We start from the raw sequence: 24,439 nt of genomic DNA on the forward strand, positions 1-24,439 counted from the left end.
CCCTTGAAAATGCGGCACTTTGGCCATTCCGGGTGCCGTATTTTAAGGTATTTCTGTGCACTTTCGTGCCCGGTTGATTAATGCCCTTGGGGTAGTAGGATAGCCGGACACGCCTCTCGCCTGAGGTTAAACAGGCGTGCTTCTCGTGGAGAAGCGTTTGGCCGTGCTTCTCGCGAGAGAAGCGTTTGGGAACAAAGAATGACTAAGCTTTCCGGATCGGATACCAAAAGCACGCTGTATTGCAGCTTCTGCGGGAAATCGCAGCACGAGGTGCGCAAGCTGATTGCCGGCCCTACTGTGTTCATCTGCGATGAATGCGTCGAGCTGTGCAACGACATCATCCGTGAAGAAACCAAGTCGGGCATCGCCGGCAAGAAGGACGGCGGCGTACCCACCCCGCGTGACATCTTTACGACGCTGAACGACTATGTGATCGGGCAGGACCGCGCCAAGCGCGTGCTGTCGGTCGCGGTTCACAACCACTACAAGCGGTTGAAGCACAGCGGCAAGGGCGGCGAAGTCGAGCTGTCGAAATCGAACATCCTGCTCGTCGGCCCAACCGGCTCGGGCAAGACGCTGCTCGCGCAGACGCTGGCCAAGACGTTCGACGTGCCGTTCACGATGGCCGATGCGACCACGCTGACCGAGGCCGGCTATGTCGGCGAAGATGTCGAGAACATCATTCTCAAGCTGTTGCAGGCCAGCGACTACAATGTCGAAAAGGCGCAGAACGGCATCGTCTACATCGACGAGATCGACAAGATCAGCCGCAAGGCCGAAAATCCGTCGATCACGCGCGACGTGTCGGGCGAAGGCGTGCAGCAGGCGCTGTTGAAACTGATGGAAGGGACCACTGCCAGCGTGCCGCCGCAGGGCGGGCGCAAGCATCCGCAACAGGAATTCCTCCAGGTCGACACGACCAACATCCTGTTCATCTGCGGCGGGGCGTTTGCCGGGCTGGAACGGATCATTTCGGACCGGTTGCAGAAGCGGTCGATCGGGTTTGGCGCGCATGTCGCCGATCCCGACAAGCGCAAGGTCGGCGAATTGCTGCAGAAGGCGGAACCGGAAGATCTGCTGAAATTCGGGCTTATCCCCGAATTCGTCGGTCGCCTGCCGGTGATCGCGACGTTGAACGATCTCGATATCGAGGCGCTGGTGCTGATCCTGCGCGAGCCGAAGAACGCGTTGGTCAAGCAGTATCAGCGGTTGTTCGAGCTCGAGGACGTGGTGCTGACGTTTACCGAGGAAGCGCTGGAAGCGATCGCCAAGCGCGCGATCGAGCGCAAGACCGGCGCGCGGGGCTTGCGTTCGATTGTCGAAAGCCTGTTGCTCGATACGATGTTCGACTTGCCGACTCTGGAAGGCGTGGTCGAAGTGGTCGTCGACAAGGATGTCGTCGAGGGCCGCAAGGAACCGATGCAAGTGCTGAAGGACAAGGAAGCGGCATAAAAATCCCCCCCGTTTCGGGGAGGGGGACCACGCGAAGCCGTGGTGGTGGGGCCTGGCCCCACGCGATTTGCTATCGAAATGTCGCGCCCGGGGGTTAACTCTCCCGGGCGTTTCCTTGCCGGTGTGGCGCCATGAGGCACTGCCCCTCCACCACCGCTTTGCGTGGTCCCCCTCCCCGTTCCGGGGAGGATTTTTTATACGACCGATTCGCTGATCAGCGCGCAGTCGTGGGCGTGGGCTTCGGTTTCGATCTGCACCGTGGCGTGGCAGATGCCGAATTTGTGATCGAGGTTGTCCGCCAGCGTGTGCAGGAACCCATCACCGGGATGGCCGCCGGGGATCACCAGATGTGCGGTGAGCGCGGTTTCGGTCGTGCTCATCGGCCAGATATGCAGGTCGTGAACCGCGGTCACGCCCGTCTGCTGGCCCAGCCAGGCGCGCACGTCCTGCTCGCTGATGCCGGGGGGGACGCCCAGCAGGCCCATGTGCAGCGCATCGCGCGCGAGGCCCCACGTGCTCCATCCGATCAGCGCGACAATCGCCAGGCTGACCACGGGATCGATCCACCAGGCGTGGGTAAAGGTGATCACCAGGGCCGCCAGCACCACGCCGGCCGAGACCGCCGCATCGCCCGCCATGTGGAGGAATGCGCCGCGCAAGTTTATATCGTGATGACGGCCGCCCATGAACATCAGCGCGGTGGCGGTGTTGATCATGATGCCGATCGCCGCGACGACCATCACCGGGCCGGTAGCGATCGGCGTCGGGTGAAACAGGCGTTGCACCGCCTCCAGCGTGATCGCGCCCAGCGCCAGCATCAGGATCGACGCGTTGCCCAGCGCGGCCAGGATCGAGCTGGCTTTCAAACCATACGTGAACCGCGACGTGGGGGGGCGGGCGGACAGGACAGTCGCGCTCCACGCGATGCCCAGCCCCATTACGTCGGACATATTGTGCCCGGCATCGGCGACCAGCGCCATCGACCCGGCCAGCACGCCGTACAGCGCTTCAAGCACCACGAACGCGATGTTGAGCGTGATACCCACAGCAAACGCGCGGCCAAAGCTGGCGGGCGCATGCACATGGCCGTGGCCGGCGTGGCTGTGGCTGGCGCCGTGGTGCGAATGGTCGTGATGATCGTGCGAATGCGCCATGGCGGGCTTCTAACCCGGCATCGGAATTTTGCCCAGTAAATGTGCCAGGGGGCCTGTAAGCCGGGTTCTGTCGTGCCGACGGTATCTGTCTGCACAGACCGTATCGGCACGGGCAACCATTCCTCTAGGCGACGCATTGCTGCGCCGCTCAAGCAACCAACCCGGGCTCCGCAGGATTTCTCCTTGGCTTGAAACATGCCTGCCGGATATCCGGCGCGTCGCCCCTATTCGGTCTTGCTCCGGGTGGGGTTTGCCGTGCCGCGGCCGTTACCGGCGCGCGCGGTGCGCTTTTACCGCACCGTTTCACCCTTGCCGCCGGATTGCTCCGGTGTGGCGGTCTGTTCTCTGTGGCACTTTCCCTGGGGTCACCCCCGGCGGGCGTTACCCGCCACCCTTGTTTCATGGAGCCCGGACTTTCCTCGGTATCGCAAGCGATAACGCGGCTGCCCGGCCCCCTGGCGATGTGGCGCCTAGCAGGTGTTTGCGGCCGGGTCAAAATCGGCGGTCAAATCAGTCATCGCGTGCCATGTCTCGCTGGATCAGCAGTTCGAACAGCAGCGCGCCGATGTGGCCGTCGATTTCGCCGGTGATGCGATGCGGGCGCCAGCGGCGTTCGAACGCGCGGATCGCGGCGGCGCGGTCGGCGATGTCATAGCCGAGGCGTTCCAGCGCGAGGTAGAATGCGCCGTCGTTGTCGTAGATCAGCCGCATGCGCGGCTTGGGGCGTGCCAGCGCCAGCCGGTAGCGCGCGAGCATGTCCCAGTCGAACAGTTCGCCCGGATCGGTCTTGCGCGCCGGCGCGACGTCGGAATGGCCGATCACGTCGGCCGGCGCGATCGCGTGGCGACGCATGATATCGGCGAGCAGCGGCACCAGCGCCTCCATCTGCGCGTCGGTAAACGGGCGATAGCCGAATTCATGACCGGGATTGACGATCTCGATGCCGATACTGGCCGAATTGATGTCGGTCACGCCGCGCCAGTAGGCACGGCCCGCGTGCCAGGCACGGTGGGCCTCATCGACCAGGCGGACGACGGTGCCGTCTTCGTCGATCAGGTAATGCGCCGACACTTCGGCGGCCGGGTCGCACAGCCGCGCGATCGCATCGGCGGCGCTGGTCATGCCGGTGTAGTGCAGCACGACCAGCGTTATCGGCAGCTTGCGCGCGTTCCAGTTCGGCGAGGGCGCCTCGCGATGGACCAGCCAGCGGTTTACGGCCATCGGATCATAGGCACCAGGTCATGCAGCGGGCAACACGGCGCCCATGACCAGCTGCCCGGCCGACACTTGCGTCTGCAATCCGCCGCCGAAGCCTGTGACCAGTTGCTCGATCATGTACGCGGGCGCGGTTTTTGGCGACAGGGCCGATGTCGCCAGCGTGCCGTCGAGCGCCTGGCCGACGGTGGGATCGAACGCGATCCGCGCGCCTGTTGCGCGGATGACGATTTCGCTGACCGGGCCCTGGGGGGTGTCGCGCGTTTCGGCGACGATATCGAGCGTGCCGCCGCGCACCAGTGCTTCGATGCCGATCATCGCCAGGTTGAGCAGCACTTTGACTGCGGGTTTGGGCATCGTTTCGCTGGCGAGCGCCCACGTGACGGCGATGCGGCCGTTGTTGCCGACGAGCGCGTCGATCACCGCGCGCGGCTCGTGCATCGCGACAGCTTCTCCAAAACCGCCGCCGGCGCCGAACGCGAGGCGGAAAAAACGCAACTTGTCGGCCGAGGTCTTGGCGCTCTGTTCCAGCAGTTCGAAACAGCGCTGGCGCATGTCGGGGTCTTTTTCGTCGGCCAGCAGTTCCAGGCCGTTGGACAGCGCGCCGACCGGGCTGAGCAGATCGTGGCACAGGCGCGAGCAGAGCAGGCTGGCGAGTTCAAGCGTAGCGAGTGTCATCCGGGATCGGGGCCTTCGTGTTTCTGGTATCGCGTCTGGCGTGCGTCGTAACACTGCCTTAACCGTCAACGCGTTCATAGGAAAGCGGTTCACGCGGCAATACGGCATCATCGCACCGGAGGATGCGGTGATGCAAATCGACAACATTTGGGGATACCTGCGGAAAAAGGGCGCATGGGCAAACCTTGTCTGACCGGCGCAGCGCCCCATATCGAGCGGATAATGGGGGCAACATCGGATATTCTGACCGGCACTTTCGCCGAGGCCGGGCAGCGGCTGGACAAGGCGCTGGCCGAGGCGTCGGGGCTGTCGCGCGAGCGGGTCAAGGCGCTGATCGCCGAGGGCGCGGTTACGATCGACGGGCGTGCGGCGGCATCCGCATCGGCCAAGTCGGGCGCGGGCATGGCCTGGGCGATTGCCGTGCCGGCGCCGACAGCCGCGCGCGCGCAGGCGCAGGATATTCCGCTGGTGATTGCCTATGAAGACGATGCGCTGATCGTGGTGGACAAGCCGGCGGGGCTGGTGGTGCATCCGGCGGCGGGCAATCTCGATGGCACGCTGGTCAATGCGCTGCTGCACCATTGCCGGGGTCAGCTGTCGGGCATCGGGGGCGTCGCGCGGCCCGGTATCGTGCACCGGATCGACAAGGCGACGTCGGGCCTGCTGGTGGTGGCCAAGACCGATGCTGCCCACGAAGGGCTGGCGCGGCAATTTGCCGATCATTCGATCGTGCGCGCCTATCGCGCGATCACTGCCGGGGTGCCGATCCCGCCGGCCGGAACCATTCGCGGGCATATCGGGCGCAGCGCGCACGATCGCAAGAAAATGGCGCTGGTCGACGACGGCCGGGGCAAGCACGCGGTAACCCATTACCGGACGTTGAAGGTCCTGGCCAAAGACCTGGGGGGCGCCGCCCTGATCGAATGCCGGCTGGAAACCGGGAGAACCCACCAGGTGCGCGTTCACCTTGCGTCAATTGGCCATGCGCTATTGGGGGATCCTGTTTATGGCAAGACTCCCGCGCGGTTGCGCCCCATTCTCACCCGACTCGGTTTTGCCCGGCAGGCGCTTCACGCCGCCGAGATTGGGTTTCTGCATCCGATCGACGGACGGCCTGTGCATTTCATCAGCTCGACGCCCGTCGATATGGAACAACTGCTTGTCGAACTGGCTTCCTGAGTTCGCAGGGTATCGTTCAGGTTTGCGCTTGCACCGATCCGAGTCGGCTGGTTAGGAAAGGCGGTAATTCAGTTGTCGTTTGCAACTTAGTAGATTTCATGTGTGGTTCTCCCGCACAACGCCCGTTAGGGGTTGTGACATAGAGGTACTGACGTCTCGAAAGGAATGTCCGGTGCGTGATACGAATAAAGCCCAAGCTGGCAAGGCACTGACCGTCCCCGCACTGGGGGGCGAACAGAGTCTCAACCGCTACATGTCGGAAATTCGCAAGTTTCCGATCCTGGCGCCCGAAACCGAATACATGCTGGCGAAGCGGTACCAGGAACATGGTGATTCGCAGGCCGCTGCGCAACTGGTGACGAGCCATCTTCGGCTCGTCGCGAAAATTGCGATGGGCTATCGTGGCTATGGCCTGCCGGTGTCCGAGCTGATTTCCGAGGGCAATATCGGGCTGATGCAGGGGGTGAAGAAATTCGATCCCGAGCGCGGGTTCCGCCTGGCGACGTATGCGATGTGGTGGATCAAGGCGTCGATCCAGGAATTCATCCTGCGCAGCTGGTCGCTGGTGAAGATGGGCACGACGGCTTCGCAGAAGAAGCTGTTCTTCAATCTGCGCCGCATGAAGAAAAACCTCGAAGCGTTCGAGGACACCGATCTCCATCCCGACGATGTGAAAAAGATCGCGACCGACCTGGGCGTGCCCGAGGCTGATGTGGTTTCGATGAACCGGCGCATGATGATGGGCGGCGATGCCAGCCTGAACGTGTCGGTGCGCGAGGATGGCGAAGGTTCGTGGCAGGATTGGCTGGCCGACGATCGTCCGTTGCAGGACGAGACCGTGGCCGATGCCGAAGAGGCGCAGATGCGCCACGGTCTGCTGGTCGAGGCGATGGACGGGCTGAACGACCGCGAACGCCACATCCTGACCGATCGTCGTCTGGTCGACGAGCCCAAGACGCTCGAAGAGTTGAGCCAGGTCTACAATGTCAGCCGTGAACGCGTGCGCCAGATTGAAGTGCGCGCGTTTGAAAAGCTGCAGAAGGCGATCCAGCATATCGCCGGCGAGCGGCACATGCTGCCCGCGCTCTGAAACAGTCGGGTTGCATCCCTGCGGCGAATGCGGTCTGGTGGCCCCTGGTGTGAACAGGGGCCAGCGTTGAATGGGCGGCAACCGCGACTGGGATGAATTGCGCAACGAGCGACAGCCGATCTCGGTCAAGCACCGCCGACGCGGTGGCGCTGCGCGATCCGGCTTTGCGGGTCGCTTGATCGGCATCGTGGTGCAATTGCTGCTGGCCTTTATCGTGCTGAGCGTTGCGCAAGTCGTCATCTATAAATTTGTGCCGGTGCCTGTCACTGTCACGATGCTTGCCGATACCAATGGCGATCGGCGCGCCTGGGTGCCGATCGGGCGGATCAGCCGCGCGATGGTCGATGCCGCGATCGCCGGCGAAGACGGCAAATTCTGCAGCCATCTCGGCTTCGATACCGATGCGATGCGCGCCGCGTATCAGCGCAACCAGGATGGCGGGCGGATCCGCGGCGGATCGACGATCAGCCAGCAGGCCGCCAAGAACACGTTTCTGTGGCAGGGTGGCGGCTATGTCCGCAAAGCGCTCGAGGCGTGGTATACCGTGCTGATCGAAGCGATCTGGGGCAAGCGGCGGATCATGGAGGTCTATCTCAACGTCGCCGAGACCGGCATCGGCACGTATGGTGTCGAGGCGGCGGCGCAGCGGTATTTCAACCAGCCGGCGAAGAATTTGGGAACTCTGGAAGCGGCGCGGATCGCGGCAGCGTTTCCCCAGCCCAAGGTGCGCGCGGTAATTGGCGCGACCGGACGCGTGCGGCGGCATGGCAATGTCATTGCCGCGCGCGAGAGCACGGTGCGCGGGGATTACGACGTGTGCGTTTACAAGTAACCCTGAGCCCCTCTCCTCAAGAGCTAGGGGAGGGCTTGTTTACGCGAATTCCACAGCGTGCCGCGCGTCATTCTCGCCTTGCGCGGTGATCAGCCAGCGGTCCGTGCCTTGCAGACCGATCGCGGTCAGGCAGCCGGTTGCAAAAGCGCCGGTGTCAATGCCGATGCGGTGGGGGGATAGTTCGGGCTCGGGGGTGATCGTGTGGCCGTGCACCACGGCGAAATCGCGCGGGGTGGGATCGTCGAAAAATTCGCCGCGGATCCAGCGCAGATCGCCCGTGACCTGGTCTTCCAGCGGGGCATCGGCGCGGATGCCGGCGTGAACGAACACATAGTCGCCGATGCGGATCAGATCCTCCATCCCCAGCAGGAACGCGATATCCGCCGCCGGAATCCGGTCGCGCATCAGGTCCTGCAACTCGGCCAGCGTGGCAGGCCCGTATTCATCCATGCTGATCGGATAGCTGAGCAGCGTCTCGCGCCCGCCATAACGCAGGAAATGCCGCAGCGTGCCTTCGTCGGTCATCGAGGCGAGGAACATCTCTTCATGATTGCCGGCAAGCACGCGAACGGTACGGCGCGCGGCCCATGCGCGCGCCGCCGCGATCACGCCCGCGCTGGCCGGGCCCCGGTCAACCAGATCTCCCAGCAGGATCACCGTCGTTTCGGCCGGGTTACGCGCGGCATCGTCGGCGTCGATCATCGCGATCATCGTCTCGAACACATCGAGCCGGCCGTGAATGTCGCCAATCGCATAGACCCGCTCGCCTGCGGGCACGCGTGTCGGCGCCGAGACGACATCCGGCGCGGTGGGCTGCGACGATGAAAACAGATTGCGGAGGTTTTTGAACATAGGACTTTGGAAATAGGGCCAGACGGTCACGATCGTGAGCTCATATCGGTGCGCTCGAGCCCGGTTGCAAGGACCTAGAACGACGGGCCGGCCCGACTGGTGCCGAATGTCATGCGAATTCAGGGACCATGCGCGGTCCATGCGTGTTCATCCCTATGCGTGCGGCCAAAGGATGCGTGATGCAAAAAAGTACCGCATATTTAATCAAACCGCATGGTCGCGCGTGTGGTGCTTGCCTGCGTCGCGGCGGCAGGTCAGGGGCAGCGGCGCAACACAACAAGACCGCCAGACAACAAAGGTCAGCAGTTGCGATCACTGCGCGTAAATCGCAGCGATACGCCAGGGGTAGAGAATGCTGCGTTTGACTGTACGAACACTGCGCGAGGTCTCCGCAGTATTGGTTTTATCTGTAACTATTCCGGCGATAGCCCACGCCAACAGCGATCCCACCGCGCCGCCTGCCGAATGGACGATCACCGGCAGCGCCGACGTCGCCAGCCAGTATCGCTATCGCGGCATTTCGCAATCGGACAATCGCCCGGTGATACAAGGTACGATCACCGTCACGCACGAAAGCGGGTTTTATGGCGCCGCCTGGGCGTCGAGTGCGCAGTTGCACAACAGTCCGGTCAATATCGGCGGGTCCGAGCTCGATATCTATGGCGGATACACCCATGCGCTCGGCCATTCCGGCCTGGTCGTCGATGGCGGGCTGTTCGGCTATATCTATGCCGGGGCGCCGAACCTGGATTTCTACGAAGTCTACGGTTCGCTGGCGGAAACGCTGGGCCCGGTCACGGCCAAAGTCGGCACGGCGTTCGCGCCGGCGCAGAAAGTGTTCAACTACAATCTGTCTTCGGCTGCGCGCGACAATCTGTATGTCTATGGAGAAGTCTCCGGCGACATCCCGAACCGCCCGGTCACATTGCACACGCATCTGGCGCATACCGGCGGCGGGCTCGACTATGCGACGCCGTATTTCGACTACATCGTGGGCGCGACCGCAAAATGGAAACGCCTTTCGCTCGACCTGTCGCTGGTCGGCACGACCGTCAGCCGCAGCGATATTGCCAGGTCGGGCATCGCCACAAACGCGTCGGGCGGCGTCGACACGCTGAAACTCGATGCGTTTTATCGGCAGGGAAAGCCCGTCGCGGTCGTATCCCTGAGCGCATCGTTCTGACATAATGCGGTCGTGACCTTTCAAAAGGATGTGCGGTGACAAAGTTTCTCCATGCGATGATCCGGGTGACCGATCCCGATGCGACGATCGCGTTTTTCGGCCTGATCGGACTGAGCGAAGTGCGCCGGCATGAAAGCGAAGCGGGGCGGTTCACGCTGATCTTCCTCGCCGCGCCGGGGCAGGCGGGCGTCGCCGAAGTCGAACTGACGTACAACTGGCCGCCCGAGGACGGCAGCGCCGAAGTCTATGGCATCGGGCGCAATTTCGGGCATCTGGCGTACCAGGTCGACAATATCTACGAGACGTGCGCGCGGCTGCAGGCGGCAGGGCATATCATTCACCGGCCTCCGCGGGACGGGCACATGGCCTTCGTCAAATCACCAGACGGTATTTCGATCGAATTGCTGCAGGACGGGCGTCTGGCGCCAGCGGAGCCCTGGGCGAGCATGGCGAACACCGGGGTCTGGTGAAAAGCGTAGGTTGCCTCCGGCGGCCAAGGGCTACTCCCTCTCTCGTCATCCCGGGCTTGACCCGGGATTGTGCTTTCTTTCGCGCTGATCGCCGGCCAGGGGCGACGTAAGACATCGCATTACCGGCGCGAAAAGAAGCACAATCCCGGGTCAAGCCCGGGATGACGACAGGAGGGATGGGGAGCGGAAACTCAAAAAAACAAGATCCAAGGGCAATAGCCCTTGGCCGCCGGAGGCCCTGTTCAGGGTTTCCCCCCGCTCCACCCCCCGCCAAGCGCCTCGAACAAAGCAGCCGTATCGGTCAGACGCGCGACCTGGGCCTGGACCAGAGTCTGTTCCGCCTGGCGCAGCGCGGTTTCGGCGATCAGCGCGTTGGCGAACGACGTCTGGCCCTGTTCGAACAGGTGGGCTGAGACTTTCATGCTGGCCTGGGCCGAATCGCGGGCCTTGACGTCGGCATCGAGCGCTTCGGTGTCGGTGCGCAGGGCAGCCAGGGTGTCGGCGACATTCTGGAACGCGGCGAGCACCGCCGATCGGTATTGCGCGTCGGCCTGGTCATAGGCGGCGCGGGCGGCGCGCTGTTTGTGCAGCAGGGTACCGCCCTGAAAGATCGGCTGGGCCAGGCCGGCACCCAGGGTCCAGAATGAATTGGCGGCGGACAGGATGCTGCCGAAACCGCCCGCGCTGGCGCCGCCGGCGGCTGTCAGCGTAATCTGGGGCAGGCGGTTTGCCGTGGCGATGCCCACTGCGGCGCTGGCGGCGTGGAGCTGGGCTTCGGCCGCGCGGATGTCGGGGCGTTGGCGCACCAGTTCGGAGGGTAGCGACAGCGGCAGGTCGCGGGGGAGCGCGATGCTGGCGAGGTTGATCACGTCGGGCAACGCGGTGGCGGCGCTGCGGCCGGTGAGGTAGGCGATCAGGTCGGTGGCCTGGGCATGAGCGCGGCGCAACGGGGGCAGCGCGGCCTGCGCGGCGGCGAGGGCGGCGTCCTGGGCGAGAACGTCGGCGCCGGCGATCTGCCCGGCGGCCAGTTGGCGGTGAAGGATGTCGAGTGTCTTTTGCTGGATCGCGATCAGGCGTTCCTGCGAGGCCAATTGTGCGCGCAGCGATGCTTCGAGCAGGGCGGCGGCGATCACATTGTTGATCAGCGAAATCCGCGCGGCCTGCGTCTGATACGCCTGCATGTCGTATTGGGCGCGCGACTGTTCGACGGTGCGGCGGTTCAGCCCGAACAGATCGAGCTGATAGCCGACAGTCACTTGCGCGGTTTGCAGGCCGTAATGGAACGAATTCGCATTGGGCACCGGCGACAGGTATTGGCTGCTCTTGTTCTGCGTGGCGTTGATCGCGCCATCGACTGTGGGCAACAGGATGCCGCGTGTCGACAGGTAGGTCTCGTTCGCAGCTTTCAACGCGGCGTTGGCCGCGGCAAGATCGGTATTGGCGCGCAGCGCCTCGTCGACCAGCGTGTCGAGCTGCGCCGAGCCATAAGCCAGCCACCATTTGTCCTGCGGCATGCCGGCGACCCATTGCTGGGCGCCGCCGGCCACCCCGGCCGGCGCGATCATCGGCGCCGTGCCCTCCTTGTCATACGCGGTTTGCACAGGCGCGGCCGGGGCGTGGAAATTCGGGCCGACGGAGCACGCGGTGACCAGCGCGCCGGCCAGAAAACACGGGGCCACGGCCAGAAAACGATACGCGCGGGTCATTCTGGCTTCTCCAGCGGGGGCCGATGCTGCGGGTTTTCCGGGCGTTTCGAAAACGTGCTGATCATCGCGGGCAGCACGACCAGGATCAGGATCGGCGCCAACAGGATGCCGCCGACGACAACCAGCGCGAGCGGTTTCTGCACCTGGCTGCCGATGCCGGTGGCGACAGCTGCGGGCAGCAACCCGACGCACGCCGCGATGCAGGTCATCATCACCGGGCGGAACTGCGTGCGCGCGGCGTGCAGGATCGCTTCGTCACGCGGCATCCCGGCCAGCAGCATCTGGTTGTAATACGACAGCACGAGAATGCCGCCCATCACCGAGATACCGAACAGACCGATGAACCCGATCGCGGCCGAAACCGAAAACGGGATGCCGGTGAAATACAGCGCAAAGATCCCGCCGACGAGCGCCATCGGCATGACGCTGGCCGCCAGGAGCGTATCGCGCAGCGATCCGAAATTGATGAACAACAGCACGCCGATGGCCAGGAACGCGATCGGCACGACGATTTCGAGCCGCGACAGCGCGTTCTGCAATTCGCCGAATTCGCCGACCCATTCCAGCCGTGATCCGGCGGGCAGATTGATCTGCTTTTCGATCTTGTTCTGCGCCTCCAGGATGGCGCCGCCCAGATCGCGGCCGCGCACGGCGAACCCGATCGGGATATAGCGGCTCTGGTTTTCACGATAGATCAGCGAATATCCGGCAACGAGCTGGATATCGGCAACGCTTGCCAGCGGGATCTGCGTGACGCCGCCGGCGGGGTTGGTGACCGCAACCGGAATGCGGCGGATTGCATCGAGGTTGGTGCGGTATTCGGGCGCGAGGCGGACCACGATCGGGAAATTGCGATCGGAGCCGTATTCGTACAGATTGCTGCCGGCTGCCTGGCCGCCGATCGCGGCCTGCACCACGGCGTTGATGTCGCCCGGCGCGAGGCCGTATTTTGCGGCTTTGAGGCGGTCGACCTTGATGTTCACGGTCGGCTGGCCCACCGCATCGAACACGTTCAGGTCGGTAATTCCGCGCACGCTGCCCAGCACGCTCTTGATCTGGTACGCAGCCTTTTGAATGGCATCGAGATCGTTGCCATACAGCTTGACCGAGTTCTGGCCTTTGACGCCCGAGGCCGCTTCCTCGACGTTGTCCTCGATATTCTGCGAAAATTCGAACGAGACGCCGGGGAAGGGCGCAGACAAGGCGTCATTGACTTCCTTGGTCAGCGCTTCCTTGGTCGGGTGCCCGGGCCACTGGCTGGATGGTTTGAGCGGGACATAGAATTCCGCGTTGTAGAACCCGGTGGTGTCGGTGCCATCGTCGGGGCGGCCAAGCTGGCTGACCACGGTTTTCACTTCGGGGAATTTCATCAGGATGTGCCGCATGCGGTTGGCATAGACCGCCGCTTCGTCGAGCCCGATCGAATTGGGCATCTCGGCGCGGACCCAGAAATTGCCCTCTTCCAGCTTGGGCAGGAATTCGAGGCCGAGCCCGGTGACGGCGATGCCCGCCGCAACCAGCAGCGCGGCCATGCCGCCCATCGCCAAAATCCGGTTGGCCAGCGCAAAGCGCAGCGCCGGATCGTAGACGCTGCGCATCTTGCGGACGAGCCAGGTCTCCTTTTCCTCTTCCTTGTCCTTCAGCATGAAATACGACAGCACCGGCGTGATCGTGAACGTCGCGATCAGCCCGCCCATGATCCCATAGGCATACGTGCGCGCCATCGGGCCGAAGATGTGGCCTTCAACGCCGGTCAGCGTGAACAGCGGCAGGAACCCGGCGATGATGATGGCCGCTGCGAAAAAGATCGCGCGATTCACTTCGCTGGCCGATAGCGCGATGACGCCCAATTTGCCTGAAAACGTCGGGACGCCGCCCATCCGGTCGAGCACGCCACGGCCGAAGCGGTCGCTGGAATGCTGGCTGAGATGGCGGTAGATGTTTTCGACCATGATCACGGTCGCATCGACGATCAGCCCGAAATCGATCGCGCCGATCGACAGCAGATTGGCCGATTCGCCCTGGATGACCATCAGGATGACAGCGAAGGCGAGCGCGAACGGGATCGTCGCCGCGACGATCAGCGCCGAGCGCGGGCTGCCAAGGAATATCCATTGGACCATGAAGATCAGCACGATGCCGCTGATCATGTTTTCGAGCACGGTCTGAATGGTGACACCGATCAGCTCGGTGCGGTCGTAGATCTTGTCGATGCGCACGCCTGGCGGAAGAATGCCTTCGCTGTTGATCTTTTCGACTTCGGCCTCGACCCGGTGCAATGTCGGCAGGCTTTCCTCGCCGCGCCGCATCAGGATCACGCCCTGGACGATGTCGTCATCGTTGTCGCGCCCGACGATGCCGAGCCGAGGCACGTTGCCGACCTGCGCGGTCGCGATATCGCTGACCAGCACGGGCTTGCCGTTGTTGGGCGAAATCATCGTGTTGCGGATATCGTCGAGCGTGTGGATCAGGCCGACGCCGCGCACGACCGCGGCCTGCGGCCCGATATTGACCGTCTGGCCACCGACGTTGACATTGGCGTTGTTGATCGCGGCCAGGACCTGGGCGAGCGACAGGCCGTATCCGACCAGTTTGCGCTGATCGACGGTAATCTCGTAGGTCTTGGATTTGCCGGCCCAGCCATTGACGTCGATCACGCCCGGCACGGCTTTGAACCGGCGCTGCAGGATCCAGTCCTGGATGGTTTTCAGATCGGTGACCGAATAGCCCTTGGGGCCGACCAGTTGATAGCGATAGATTTCGCCGATCGGGCTGGTCGGCGAAATCTGCGGCTGCGTGCCGCCGGGCAGCGGCGGCAATTGCGACAGCTGGTTCAGGACGCGCTGCTGCGCTTCCTCGTACGTGTAGTCATAGGTGAACTGCACGCGGACGTCGGACAGGCCGAACAGCGACATCGTCTCGACTTTGGTGACATTCTTGATGCCGGCAAGCTGGATTTCGATCGGGATCGTGATCGTGCGCTCGATTTCCTGCGCCGACAGCCCGGCCGTCTGCGCGATGATTTCGACGCGCGGCGGTACCGGGTCGGGATAGGCCTCGATATTCAGCTGCTTGAAGGCGAAGAACCCGGCGATCAGGAACAGCGCCAGCACGGCAAGGATCATGAGGCGCTGACGCAGCGCGAACGTGACGATCGGGTTCATCGGCTATTGCCCTTCAATCGCTTTTCGAGCCACGGTCGATGAACAGGCTGCCGGCCGTCACGACGACTTCGCCCGCGCGCAGGCCGCCGGTCACTTCGACGGTGCCGTTGCTCACCTGACCGGTCTTGATCTGGCGCAGCAGCAGCTTGTGGCCGTGGGGCATTGCAACCCAGACGCGTGCGGTGTTCGCCTCGAAGATCACCGCCGCCTCGGGCACGGTTACCGACGGGTGCTCATTGCCCGAATCGAGCGTGAACGTGGCCAGCGTTTCGGGCTTGAGGTGCCCATCGGGATTGGGCAGCTCGGCGCGCACGGTCAGGCGGCGCGTGCCTGGATCGATCGACGGGCCGACGTAATTGATCCGCGCGTGCAGCACTTCGTTGCTGCCCAGCGGGCGCACTTGCGCATATTGCCCGACATGCGCGCGGCCCGCGTCTTCTTCGCGCAGGTTGCCCACCAGCCAGACTTTGTCGAAGCTGGAAATGGTGAACGCCTGCGTCGCGGTGCCGCCAGTCGAGCTGGCGACGTATTGCCCCTGCCCGATCAAGCGCTGCGTGACGATGCCGCTGACCGGCGCGCGCACCAGGCCCTGGCCCTTGGCGATCACACCGCCCAGCGCATTGCGGCGGCCTTGCGCGGCGGCCAGGTTGGCTTGTGCAGCGGCGAGATCGGCCTGCGCCTGCTGCCAGTCCTTCAACGCGGCGCCCTGGTTGTTGTACAAATCGTGCAGCCGCGCCTCGGCCGCGCGCGCCACGGTCACTTGCGCGGCGCTGGTGGCGATATCGGCATTGCTTTGCGCGGCTTCGTTTGCTGCGACTGCAAACAGCACCTGGCCGGCACGGACATGATCGCCCACTTTGGCGATCAGCTGCGTCACGCGGCCGGTGAACGGCGAATAGACCGTCGTGGTCAGATCGTCATCGACGGCAATCTTGCCTTCGCTGGTCGGATTGTCGCCGACCATGGCGGATTGCGCAGTCGCAAAGCTCAGCGTCTGCCACTGTTTGTCGGTGGCGACGAAGCTGCCGTCGGCGGGCGGCGGTGGGGGCGGTGGCGGCGGCGGTGTCAGCGCGCTCCACACCACCGGTACCAGCCAGAACAGCACGATCGCCAGCGCCAGCAACAGGCCGGCCAGACGCCATTGGGCGCGCGTCGTCAGCTTGCGCACCGGTACGTCCTGCCCGTCGGTTGGGGTATGATCCATACTGCTAAGCCCCGCACAATTAGAAAATCTTGTGGTGTCGGATGGTGGGCTTGGGGCCTGGATGCAAGGTTTATTGCGGCGCGGCGCATTAAGGATTCGTAAAGTGCCGCATCGCAACATTGCCGCTATGCAACGTTCGGCTTTTATCGGCCCGGACTGCCCCTATCAGCCCTTGCCCATGGTGTACCCAAAACACCACCCCCGTACGCCGCGACGGCTTCCCGTCGAGGCGCGGGGCGTGCATAATCGTGCTTTGTGGCAAATTCATGCCAGACTGTCGGGGCCGGATTTTGGGGGGTAGCGTGATCACGCGCCGCGCGACTGTTGCGGGACTGGGCGCCGCACTGGTTGCGGGATGCACCGGTGCGCCCGCCGATCCGCGCCGGGTGGTCATCGGCGCGTCGCCCACCGGCGTGCCGTTCAGCTATGTCGACCCCGATACCAACCAGTTGACAGGGGCGATGGTCGATATCGCCGCGCAGCTGACCAGACAGCTGGGTCTGCATCCCGAGTTCCGGATCGTGCCGTTTTCCGGGCTGGTGCCGTCGCTGATGACCGGGCGGATCGATCTGATCGCGGCGGCGATGTTGCGCACGCCCGCGCGCGAGGCGCTGGTCGGGTTTTCGGCGCCGGTGTTTGCCTATGCCGGCGGGTTGGCGGTGCGCAATGATGCGCGCGGGGTCTATCCCGATCTGGCGGCCCTGCGGCCTTTGCGCGTCGGGACGCAGATCGGCACGCGGTTTGTGGATCAATTGCGCGAGGCGGGGGTGAACCAGGTTTCGACGTATCAGGGGCTGGGCGACATGTTGCGCGATCTGTCGCACGGGCGGATCGATGCGGCCTATGGCGATGATCCGATCCTGCGGATGATTTTGCGCATCGGGCCGCGCTGGGCGGTGCATATGCCGGCCGAGTTTCACGGGCCGGGCAAAGAGCAATTGTGTCTGATCGCGCGCAAGGGATCGCCGCTGCTGGCGCGGATCGATGGCGAACTCGGTGGGCCGGCATTGGGGCGGATCGCGCCGGTGCTGAAACGCTGGGGCCTAGAGCCGTCGGAAGGGCACGCATGACCGAATTTTTTGCTGATACGGTGCGGTTTGCACCGGTGCTGCTGCGCGGGTTGCTGGTCACGCTGGAGCTGACGGTGTGCGCGCTGGCGCTCAGCCTTGTGCTGGGGCTGGTGTGGGTTGCGATGGGCCGCGCACAGGCAGCGCCGCTGCGGTGGATCGCGCGCACGGTGATCACCGTGGTGCGCGGGATTCCGATCATCGTGCAGCTGTTCTTCATCTATTTCGTGCTGCCCGACTGGGGGCTGGATCTGCCGCCGTTCCTGGCCGGGGTGCTCGGGCTGGGCCTGGCGTATTCGGTCTATCAGGCAGAGAACATTCGCGGCGGAATCGGCGCGGTCGACAAAGGGCTGGTCGAGGCGGGCGAGGCGCTCGGCATGGGGCGGATCACGCTGTGGCGCCGGGTGATCCTGCCGCTGGGGCTGCGCCATGCTTTGCCGGCGACGGGCAATTCGATGGTCATGCTGTTGAAGGATACCTCGATCGCGTCGACCATCACCATCGCCGAACTGACGCGCGAGGGGCAGTTGCTGGCGATTTCGACGTTCAAGAACGGCTCGGTCTATGCGCTGCTGGCGCTGCTGTACCTTGCCGCCAGCCTGCCGCTGTCGGCGCTGGTGCGCACGCTCGAACGCCGGGGGCGCCTGACATGATCGGATCAAAGCCATGATCGAGCTGAAGGGCGTAACCAAGGCATTCGGCACGCGGCAGGTGCTGAACGGCGTCGATCTTGCCGTGGCAAAGGGCGAGGTGCTGTGCCTGATCGGCCCGTCAGGCTCGGGCAAATCGACAGTGTTGCGCTGTATCAACGGGCTCGAACGGCACGATGGCGGCACCATCAGCGTCGATGGCGTGACTGTTACCAATGCCAGCTTCCCCGCGATCCGCCGGCGCGTAGCGATGGTGTTTCAGCGGTTCAATCTGTTTCCGCACCGCACCGTGCTGCAAAATGTGATCGAGGCGCCGGTGTTCGTGCATGGCGAGGCGCCCGGCCCTGCGACTGCACGCGCGATGGACCTGCTGGCGCGCGTGGACATGGCCGACCATGCGCACAGCCTGCCGCATGCGCTGTCGGGCGGGCAGCAACAACGCGTCGGGATCGCCCGCGCGCTGGCGCTGCGCCCGGATGCGATCCTGTTCGACGAGCCGACGTCGGCGCTCGATCCCGAACGGGTCGGCGAAGTGCTGGCCGTGATGCGTGAACTGGCGCAGGAGGGCATGACGATGCTGATCGTGACGCACGAGATCGATTTTGCGCGCGGCGTGGCCGATACCGTGGCATTCGTGGACCAGGGTGTGATCGCCGAGCAGGGCCCTGCCGCCCAGGTCCTGACCAACCCGCGCGAGGACCGCACTGCGCGGTTTCTGGCGCGCGTGCTGAACCGCAATTGAGAGGCGCCCCCCATGTCGCAATCCCTGCGTGATACGCAATACGGCACGATTTTCTGGAAAGACAGCCTGGGCGAAGTTTTGCCGCGCGCTGCGCTGACGGGCGACGAAACGGTCGATGTTGCGATCCTGGGTGGCGGGTTTTCAGGCCTGTGGACCGCGTATTTCCTGTTGCGTGCCAATCCCGGGCTGTCGGTGGCGATAATCGAGAAGCACACATGCGGCCATGGCGCATCGGGGCGCAACGGCGGCTGGTGCAGCCCGCGCTATCCGGTGCTTGTCGACGAACTGGAGCGCAAGTTTGGCGCCGAGGCCGCACGCGCAACGATCCTGGCGCAATACGCGATCATCGAGGACATCGGGCGGATCTGTGAAGAGGAAGGCATCGACGCGCATTTCCGCCAGGGCGGGCTGTTGTCGGTGGCGCGCAGCGCGCGGCAATGGGCGGGATTGCAGGCGACGTTTGCGACGTATGACCGGCTTGGCCTGGCGCACGATGTCACGCTGATCGATGCGGCGGCGACGCTGGCCAAAGTGCGGATCAGCAAAGTGCTGGGCGGGATGAGCACGGTGGCGGGCGCGTCGATCCATCCGGCACGGCTGGTGAGTGGCCTGGCGCGCGCGGTCGAGGCGCGCGGGGGGCGGATCTATGAGGGCACCGCGGTGACGGCGGTGCGTCCGGGAAATTTGTCCAGTGGGCAGGCGGCGATGCTGGAAACCAGCGGCGGTGTCGTGACGGCGCGGCGCGCGGTGGTGATGGCGGGCGAGGCGTACCTGTCCACCGTGCCCGGCTGGCACCGCCAGATCCTGCCGATGTCGTCGGTGATCGTGGCGACCGCGCCGCTCGACAATGCGACCTGGGCGGCGATCGGCTGGGACGGGTACGAAGGCATCAGCTCGGGCGCCTATACCAAGGATTACCTGACGCGCACGCGCGACGGGCGCATCCTGTTCGGCAGCCGGGGCGCACCGTATCTGTTCGGATCGAAAATGCCGGAGTCGGCGCTGGCCGATCCGGCGCTGTATGGGCCGATCATCAAGACGTTGCGCGAATGGTTTCCGGTGTTGACCGATGTGCCGATAACGCATGCGTGGGGCGGATACCTGGGCGTGCCGCGCGATGGTTTGCCCTCGGTGTTTTTCGACAAGGCGCGCGGGCTGGCCAATATCTACGGCTATACCGGGCGCGGGGTGGCAACGACTGCGCTGGCGGGGCGGGCCTTGGCCGGGCTGATCGGCGATGTGCCCGCGATGGTCCCGGACCTGCCGATGATCCGCGCGCCCGGGCAGTTATGGGAGATCGAGCCTGCACGCTGGGTGGGCGTGCGCTATATCCAGAACGCCTTTGCGCGGATCGACGCGGCCGATTTCCGCGACGGCAGCATTCCGTTCGATGCGGGTTTGGCGAAAACGCTGGCGCCGATCTGAGGCGCAACACTCCCCAACAAACCGAGTCATTCCTGCGAACGCAGGAATCCAGTTCAACGGGCCGGCGAGACGCAATCATAGCCGGTTGCGCGACCCCTGAATGCAGCGCAACCAGCGATGGTCGCGCCAAGGCGCACAGTCGAACTGGATTCCCGTTCGCGGGAATGACTCAGTGGGTGGGGAAGCGGATGCCGCATATCCTCCGCAGCGGCCGTCAGGCCAACGCCATAAGGCTGGCGTTGCCGCCGGCGGCGGTGGTGTTGATCGAAATGCTGGTTTCGCCCAGCAGCATCGCGCCGGCATACCCGCCTGCGCAGGGCGCTTCGGCGGTGACGATCGGTCCGGGCAATCCGGCGATATGCGCGAGCGCTGTGCGCAGGAACGCCTCGCTCCCGGCGACCAGTGCGCGCGCATAAGGCCCGGCGTTGCGCCAGTCGCGCGGCACTTCGATCCGCGCGCGCAACGCTTCGGGCAGGCGGGCGATCAGGTCCGCCACGGGTGCCCCGTCGCCCAGCACGACGTAATTGCCCGCAGCCAGCGCCCAGGCAACTTGCTCGACCAGTGCCTCGCGCGTTTCGGCCAGCGCCAGTACGGTGCCGCAGGGCCCGAGCCGATAGCTGTTGCGCTCGCCCACCGGGCCCGGCAGCTCGATCTCGAACCCCAGCGGCATATCGATGTGCCCGGCAACGCCGCACAGCGCCAGCCATTGCGCCGCCGCAGGATCGCTCGCCCCGCCCGACAGCGCCGCATCGCAGCGCGGCGCATTCAGCCGCGCCAGGTACAGCGGCCCGCCGGCCTTGGGCCCGGTGCCCGACAGGCCGTGCCCGCCGAACGGCTGGACCCCGACAACCGCGCCGATGGTGTTGCGATTGACGTAGATATTGCCCGCGCGGATCGCGCCGGTGACTTCGGCAATGGTCGTGTCGAGCCGGGTGTGCAGCCCGAAGGTCAGGCCATAGCCCAAGGCATTGATCGCATCGATCAGCGATGCGCGATCGGCCCGCGCATAGCGCACGACATGCAGCACCGGACCGAACACTTCATCGCCAAGATCCGACAGCGCTGCGAGTTCGATCAGCGCGGGTGCGACGAAATACCCGTTCGCGGCAGACGGCGGCAAGGCAATGCGGTGCACGCGGGCGCCGCGCGCGGCCATCGCCGCGATGTGGTTTTCGATCCCGACCCGTGCTTCGGCGGTGATCACCGGGCCGATGTCGTGCGCCAGCACATCCGTCGGGCCCAGCCGCAATTCGGCCATCGCGCCTTTCAGCATGGCCAGCACCGGCTCGGCGATATCGTCCTGCAAACACGCCACGCGCAGCGCCGAACAGCGCTGGCCCGCGCTGTCGAACGCCGAGGCGATGCAGTCGGCAACGACCTGTTCGGGCAGCGCCGAGCTGTCGACCACCATCGCGTTTTGCCCACCGGTTTCGGCGATCAGCGGGATCGGGCGGCCGTGTGCCGACAGGCGCGTGGCCAATTGGCGCTGGATCAGGCGGCCCACCGCAGTCGACCCGGTGAACATGACACCGGCGACTTCGGGCGCGCCCACGAGCGCCGCCCCGATCGTGCCATCGCCTTGCACGAGTTGTAACGCATCGGCAGGAATGCCAGCGGCGTGCAGCAGGCGTACCGCGTGCGCGGCGATCAGCGGGGTTTCTTCGGCGGGTTTGGCCAGCACAGGATTGCCCGCGACCAGCGCGGCGGCGATTTGCCCGGTAAAGATCGCCAGCGGGAAATTCCACGGGCTGATGCACACCACCGGGCCGAGCGGTTCCGCGCAGCCGATGCGTTCGGCCTCGTCGGCGTAATAGCGCAGGAAATCGACCGCCTCGCGCAGTTCGGCGACGGCGTTCGCGACCGATTTGCCCGCCTCGCGCACGATCAACGCCAGCATCGGCGCGGTGTCGGCTTCGAATGCGTCGGCGGCGCGGCGCAGGATTGCAGCGCGGGTGCCGACCGGGATCTGGCCCCAGTGCGATGCTGCGGCGATGGCGACGGCGGCGCGCGCTTCGTCGGGCGTGGCATCGGTCACAGCGCCGACGCGATCATCCAGCCGGGCCGGATTGCGGATCACGCGAGCAGCGCCGGGTTCGCCGTGGTGCGCGCTGCCTTCGCGCTCAAACGCTTTGCCGAGCGCAAGCAGCGTCGCCTCGTCGGCCAGATCGATCCCGGCGCTGTTGCTGCGCGTGCCCAGAATCGCAGCGGGGAGCGCAATCAACGGGTGCGGATGGCCGCCATCGCGCGCGACTTGCGCCACTGGATCGGCGACGATGTCCTCGATCGGGATCGCCGGATTGGCGATGCGGTTGACGAACGACGAATTCGCGCCGTTTTCCAGCAGGCGCCGCACAAGATAGGCGAGCAGCGTCTCGTGCCCGCCGACGGGCGCGTAGATCCGGCACGGACGGCTGGCGATCACATGCGCGTACAGCGGCTCGCCCATGCCATGCAGGCACTGGAACTCGTAATCGCCGGTGGTGAAATCGGGGCCCGCACGCGCGATGATCGCGGCCAGTGTCTGGGCATTGTGCGTGGCAAATTGCGGGAACACGGCGTCGCGTGCATCTAGCAACCGATGCGCGCAGGCCAGGTATGCGACATCGGTATGTGCTTTTTGCGTGTAGACCGGGTAATCCGTCAGCCCGGCTTCCTGCGCGCGTTTGATTTCTGCGTCCCAATAGGCGCCCTTGACCAGCCGCACCATGATCCGGCGGCGCGCGCGCCGCGCCAGATCGATGATCCAGTCGATCACCGCGGGGCATCGCTTGCCATAGGCCTGCACGACAAAGCCGAGCCCGTCCCAGCCGGCCAGATCGGGATCGTTCGCCAGCACCTCGAGCAGATCGAGGCTGAGTTCGAGCCGGTCGGCCTCTTCGGCGTCGATATTGAGCCCGATGTTCTGCGCTCTCGCCAGCACGCACAGTGCCTTGACGCGCGGCAGCAGTTCGTCATGCACGCGCGCCAGTTGCGCCCGCGCATAGCGTGGGTGCAGCGCCGACAGCTTGATTGAAATGCCTGGGCCCGCCTCGATCCCGCGCCCCGCCGACGCGGCGCCGATCGCAGCGATCGCGGTGCGGTAATCGTGCATGTAGCGATCGGCGTCGGCCATCGTCAGCGCCGCCTCGCCCAGCATGTCGTAGCTGTAGCAAAAACCCTTGGCCTCTTGCATGCGCGCGCGTCCGAGCGCTTCGTCGATCGTGCGGCCAGTGACGAACTGTTCGCCCATCAGCCGCATCGCCAGGTCGACCGCACGGCGGATGATCGGTTCGCCCGCGCGCGCAATCAGCCGGGTGAGCGCCGCGCCGAGCCCGCGTTCGTCGATACTGCCGACCAGCTTGCCCGTCATCACCAGGCCCCAGGTCGCCGCGTTGACGAACACCGGCCGCGCGGCACCCAGATGCGCCCACCAGTCGCCGCCGGCCACCTTGTCGCGGATCAAATCGTCGCGCGTGCCGGCATCGGGGATGCGCAACAGTGCCTCGGCCAGGCACATCAGCGCAACGCCCTCGTTGGTCGACAACGCGTATTCCTGCACCAGTTGCTCGACGCCGCCAGCGGCGGGTGCGGCACGCAAGGCGGTAACCAGCCGCGTGGCGATATCACGCGCCTCGGTGGCGGCGGCGTCGTCGAGCGTGGCCTCGGGGATCAGTGCAGCCATGCATTGCGCCTCCGGCCTGCGGGTCACGGCGGTGATCGCGGCGCGCAGCGGGGTGGCGGGGCGCAAGGGCGGGGCGAACTGGCAAAATGGTGACATGACCCAATCATATCACGCAATCTTGCGGCAATCCGCCTTGATTGCGTCCGCCTGATATGTACTATGACTGATTTTTGAGCTTTTGGCGGGTAACATGACTGGTAATAGCCAATCAAACAGGCAACTTGATGCGTTCGATCAGAAAATCCTGGCCGTTCTCGCGCAGGATGGCCGGATTGCCGTGACCGAACTGGCCGAACGCGTCGGGCTGTCGCGCACCCCGTGCCAGCAGCGGCTCAATCGACTGGTGGCGACAGGGGTGATCCTGGGGTTTCGCGCGGTGATCGATCCGGGCACGCTGGGGCTCGATCATATCGCCTATACCGAAGTGAAACTGTCCGACACGCGCGAGGCGGCGCTGCAGGATTTCAACCGCGCGGTGCGCGCGATCGACGAGGTCGAGGAATGCCATATGATCGCCAGCAGCTTCGACTACCTGCTGAAAGTGCGCACGGCCAATATCGCGCGGTTTCGTGCGGTGCTGGGGGAGAAAATCTCGCGGCTGCCGCATGTCAGCTCGACCTCGACTTTCGTGGTAATGGAGGCGGTCAAAGATCGCGATGCGCGCGGCCTGGGGATAACGTCGAAGCCCCTCCCCTTCAGGGGAGGGGTTGGGGTG

At 64.8% G+C, this 24,439-nt stretch carries 18 protein-coding genes, 1 other RNA gene and 1 pseudogene; 11 read left to right on the forward strand and 9 right to left on the reverse strand.

Going from position 1 to position 24,439, the window contains the following annotated elements:
• Positions 1-198 precede the first annotated feature (198 nt).
• Positions 199-1,452 carry an ATP-dependent Clp protease ATP-binding subunit ClpX gene (gene clpX / locus ACOOE2_RS02940; protein WP_420381533.1) on the forward strand — a complete coding sequence of 418 codons (1,254 nt, stop codon included), beginning with the start codon at positions 199-201 and terminating at the stop codon, positions 1,450-1,452.
• Between the two features lie 194 nt (positions 1,453-1,646).
• Here clpX and ACOOE2_RS02945 read toward each other — a convergent pair whose 3' ends face one another.
• The 4 genes from ACOOE2_RS02945 to ACOOE2_RS02960 all read right to left on the reverse strand — a co-directional run bounded on the left by ACOOE2_RS02945 (position 1,647) and on the right by ACOOE2_RS02960 (position 4,499).
• Complete coding sequence (locus ACOOE2_RS02945; protein ID WP_420381534.1) at positions 1,647-2,606, reverse strand: cation diffusion facilitator family transporter; 960 nt, start codon at positions 2,604-2,606, stop codon at positions 1,647-1,649.
• A gap of 40 nt (positions 2,607-2,646) precedes the next feature.
• Positions 2,647-3,065, reverse strand: an RNA gene (gene rnpB / locus ACOOE2_RS02950) — RNase P RNA component class A.
• A 51-nt stretch (positions 3,066-3,116) separates the two neighbouring features.
• Entirely contained in the window at positions 3,117-3,827 is a 711-nt protein-coding gene (locus tag ACOOE2_RS02955) for an N-acetylmuramoyl-L-alanine amidase (RefSeq protein ID WP_420381535.1), read from the reverse strand.
• An 18-nt stretch (positions 3,828-3,845) separates the two neighbouring features.
• A complete protein-coding gene (locus ACOOE2_RS02960) occupies positions 3,846-4,499 on the reverse strand; it encodes a histidine phosphotransferase family protein (RefSeq protein WP_420381536.1) in 654 nt (217 codons plus the stop codon).
• Between the two features lie 222 nt (positions 4,500-4,721).
• Here ACOOE2_RS02960 and ACOOE2_RS02965 point away from each other — a divergent pair, with 222 nt between their 5' ends.
• The 3 genes from ACOOE2_RS02965 to mtgA all read left to right on the forward strand — a co-directional run bounded on the left by ACOOE2_RS02965 (position 4,722) and on the right by mtgA (position 7,600).
• Positions 4,722-5,678 carry an RluA family pseudouridine synthase gene (locus ACOOE2_RS02965; protein WP_420384550.1) on the forward strand — a complete coding sequence of 319 codons (957 nt, stop codon included), beginning with the start codon at positions 4,722-4,724 and terminating at the stop codon, positions 5,676-5,678.
• Positions 5,679-5,850: 172 nt separating this feature from the next.
• Positions 5,851-6,768 (forward strand): RNA polymerase sigma factor RpoH, encoded by a 918-nt coding sequence (gene rpoH / locus ACOOE2_RS02970; RefSeq protein WP_420381537.1) that lies wholly within the window; start codon positions 5,851-5,853, stop codon positions 6,766-6,768.
• Between the two features lie 70 nt (positions 6,769-6,838).
• Positions 6,839-7,600, forward strand: a complete 762-nt coding sequence (gene mtgA, locus ACOOE2_RS02975) for a monofunctional biosynthetic peptidoglycan transglycosylase (protein WP_420381538.1) — start codon at positions 6,839-6,841, stop codon at positions 7,598-7,600.
• Positions 7,601-7,639: 39 nt separating this feature from the next.
• On the opposite strand, the gene ACOOE2_RS02980 is transcribed toward mtgA, so the two are convergent.
• Positions 7,640-8,452, reverse strand: a complete 813-nt coding sequence (locus tag ACOOE2_RS02980; protein ID WP_420381539.1) for a metallophosphoesterase — start codon at positions 8,450-8,452, stop codon at positions 7,640-7,642.
• A gap of 352 nt (positions 8,453-8,804) precedes the next feature.
• Here ACOOE2_RS02980 and ACOOE2_RS02985 point away from each other — a divergent pair, with 352 nt between their 5' ends.
• Together ACOOE2_RS02985 and ACOOE2_RS02990 are read left to right on the forward strand one after the other, a co-directional pair.
• Positions 8,805-9,635 carry a TorF family putative porin gene (locus ACOOE2_RS02985; protein WP_420381540.1) on the forward strand — a complete coding sequence of 277 codons (831 nt, stop codon included), beginning with the start codon at positions 8,805-8,807 and terminating at the stop codon, positions 9,633-9,635.
• Between the two features lie 35 nt (positions 9,636-9,670).
• On the forward strand, positions 9,671-10,105 hold the full coding sequence (locus tag ACOOE2_RS02990; protein ID WP_420381541.1) for a VOC family protein: 435 nt from the start codon (positions 9,671-9,673) through the stop codon (positions 10,103-10,105).
• Positions 10,106-10,347: 242 nt separating this feature from the next.
• Here the strand turns inward: ACOOE2_RS02990 and ACOOE2_RS02995 are convergent, their stop codons facing one another.
• From ACOOE2_RS02995 to ACOOE2_RS03005, 3 genes are read right to left on the reverse strand one after another with little or no spacing between them, the layout of a single operon-like run.
• A complete protein-coding gene (locus ACOOE2_RS02995) occupies positions 10,348-11,811 on the reverse strand; it encodes an efflux transporter outer membrane subunit (RefSeq protein ID WP_420381542.1) in 1,464 nt (487 codons plus the stop codon).
• Positions 11,808-14,975, reverse strand: a complete 3,168-nt coding sequence (locus ACOOE2_RS03000; protein ID WP_420381543.1) for an efflux RND transporter permease subunit — start codon at positions 14,973-14,975, stop codon at positions 11,808-11,810. Before ACOOE2_RS03000 ends, ACOOE2_RS02995 begins: the two co-directional genes overlap by 4 nt.
• A 13-nt stretch (positions 14,976-14,988) precedes the next feature.
• On the reverse strand, positions 14,989-16,179 hold the full coding sequence (locus tag ACOOE2_RS03005; protein ID WP_420381544.1) for an efflux RND transporter periplasmic adaptor subunit: 1,191 nt from the start codon (positions 16,177-16,179) through the stop codon (positions 14,989-14,991).
• 302 nt (positions 16,180-16,481) lie between these two features.
• On the opposite strand from ACOOE2_RS03005, the gene ACOOE2_RS03010 reads away from it, so the two are divergent.
• The 4 genes from ACOOE2_RS03010 to ACOOE2_RS03025 are packed head-to-tail and all read left to right on the forward strand — an operon-like array spanning position 16,482 to position 20,063.
• The gene (locus ACOOE2_RS03010; protein ID WP_420381545.1) at positions 16,482-17,249 is read left to right on the forward strand and encodes a substrate-binding periplasmic protein; all 768 of its coding nucleotides are present in this window, start codon (positions 16,482-16,484) and stop codon (positions 17,247-17,249) included.
• Positions 17,246-17,899: an amino acid ABC transporter permease gene (locus tag ACOOE2_RS03015; protein WP_420381546.1), complete on the forward strand. Its 654-nt coding sequence runs from the start codon at positions 17,246-17,248 to the stop codon at positions 17,897-17,899. The genes ACOOE2_RS03010 and ACOOE2_RS03015 overlap by 4 nt, the downstream gene beginning before the upstream one ends.
• A gap of 13 nt (positions 17,900-17,912) precedes the next feature.
• Positions 17,913-18,638, forward strand: coding sequence for an amino acid ABC transporter ATP-binding protein (locus tag ACOOE2_RS03020; RefSeq protein ID WP_420381547.1), 726 nt, complete (start codon positions 17,913-17,915; stop codon positions 18,636-18,638).
• Between the two features lie 12 nt (positions 18,639-18,650).
• Positions 18,651-20,063, forward strand: coding sequence for an NAD(P)/FAD-dependent oxidoreductase (locus ACOOE2_RS03025; RefSeq protein ID WP_420381548.1), 1,413 nt, complete (start codon positions 18,651-18,653; stop codon positions 20,061-20,063).
• Between the two features lie 214 nt (positions 20,064-20,277).
• Here the strand turns inward: ACOOE2_RS03025 and putA are convergent, their stop codons facing one another.
• Complete coding sequence (putA, locus tag ACOOE2_RS03030) at positions 20,278-23,820, reverse strand: bifunctional proline dehydrogenase/L-glutamate gamma-semialdehyde dehydrogenase PutA (RefSeq protein WP_420381549.1); 3,543 nt, start codon at positions 23,818-23,820, stop codon at positions 20,278-20,280.
• A gap of 94 nt (positions 23,821-23,914) precedes the next feature.
• Between putA and ACOOE2_RS03035 the strand changes: the two are divergent.
• A pseudogene (locus ACOOE2_RS03035) lies at positions 23,915-24,376 on the forward strand (Lrp/AsnC family transcriptional regulator); the annotation flags it as partial.
• Between the last annotated feature and the right edge of the window lie 63 nt (positions 24,377-24,439).

It is taken from the genome of Novosphingobium sp. (genome assembly GCF_965214355.1).
Taxonomy (GTDB): Bacteria; Pseudomonadota; Alphaproteobacteria; order Sphingomonadales; family Sphingomonadaceae; genus Novosphingobium.

What these genes read in the sequence shown, in the direction of transcription:
- clpX (WP_420381533.1), top strand. Translation starts at nt 199, where the DNA reads ATGACTAAGCTTTCCGGATCGGATACCAAAAGCACGCTGTATTGCAGC.
- ACOOE2_RS02945 (WP_420381534.1), bottom strand. Translation starts at nt 2,606, where the DNA reads ATGGCGCATTCGCACGATCATCACGACCATTCGCACCACGGCGCCAGC.
- ACOOE2_RS02955 (WP_420381535.1), bottom strand. Translation starts at nt 3,827, where the DNA reads ATGGCCGTAAACCGCTGGCTGGTCCATCGCGAGGCGCCCTCGCCGAAC.
- ACOOE2_RS02960 (WP_420381536.1), bottom strand. Translation starts at nt 4,499, where the DNA reads ATGACACTCGCTACGCTTGAACTCGCCAGCCTGCTCTGCTCGCGCCTG.
- ACOOE2_RS02965 (WP_420384550.1), top strand. Translation starts at nt 4,722, where the DNA reads ATGGGGGCAACATCGGATATTCTGACCGGCACTTTCGCCGAGGCCGGG.
- mtgA (WP_420381538.1), top strand. Translation starts at nt 6,839, where the DNA reads ATGGGCGGCAACCGCGACTGGGATGAATTGCGCAACGAGCGACAGCCG.
- ACOOE2_RS02980 (WP_420381539.1), bottom strand. Translation starts at nt 8,452, where the DNA reads ATGTTCAAAAACCTCCGCAATCTGTTTTCATCGTCGCAGCCCACCGCG.
- ACOOE2_RS02985 (WP_420381540.1), top strand. Translation starts at nt 8,805, where the DNA reads ATGCTGCGTTTGACTGTACGAACACTGCGCGAGGTCTCCGCAGTATTG.
- ACOOE2_RS02995 (WP_420381542.1), bottom strand. Translation starts at nt 11,811, where the DNA reads ATGACCCGCGCGTATCGTTTTCTGGCCGTGGCCCCGTGTTTTCTGGCC.
- ACOOE2_RS03000 (WP_420381543.1), bottom strand. Translation starts at nt 14,975, where the DNA reads ATGAACCCGATCGTCACGTTCGCGCTGCGTCAGCGCCTCATGATCCTT.
- ACOOE2_RS03005 (WP_420381544.1), bottom strand. Translation starts at nt 16,179, where the DNA reads ATGGATCATACCCCAACCGACGGGCAGGACGTACCGGTGCGCAAGCTG.
- ACOOE2_RS03015 (WP_420381546.1), top strand. Translation starts at nt 17,246, where the DNA reads ATGACCGAATTTTTTGCTGATACGGTGCGGTTTGCACCGGTGCTGCTG.
- ACOOE2_RS03020 (WP_420381547.1), top strand. Translation starts at nt 17,913, where the DNA reads ATGATCGAGCTGAAGGGCGTAACCAAGGCATTCGGCACGCGGCAGGTG.
- ACOOE2_RS03025 (WP_420381548.1), top strand. Translation starts at nt 18,651, where the DNA reads ATGTCGCAATCCCTGCGTGATACGCAATACGGCACGATTTTCTGGAAA.
- putA (WP_420381549.1), bottom strand. Translation starts at nt 23,820, where the DNA reads ATGTCACCATTTTGCCAGTTCGCCCCGCCCTTGCGCCCCGCCACCCCG.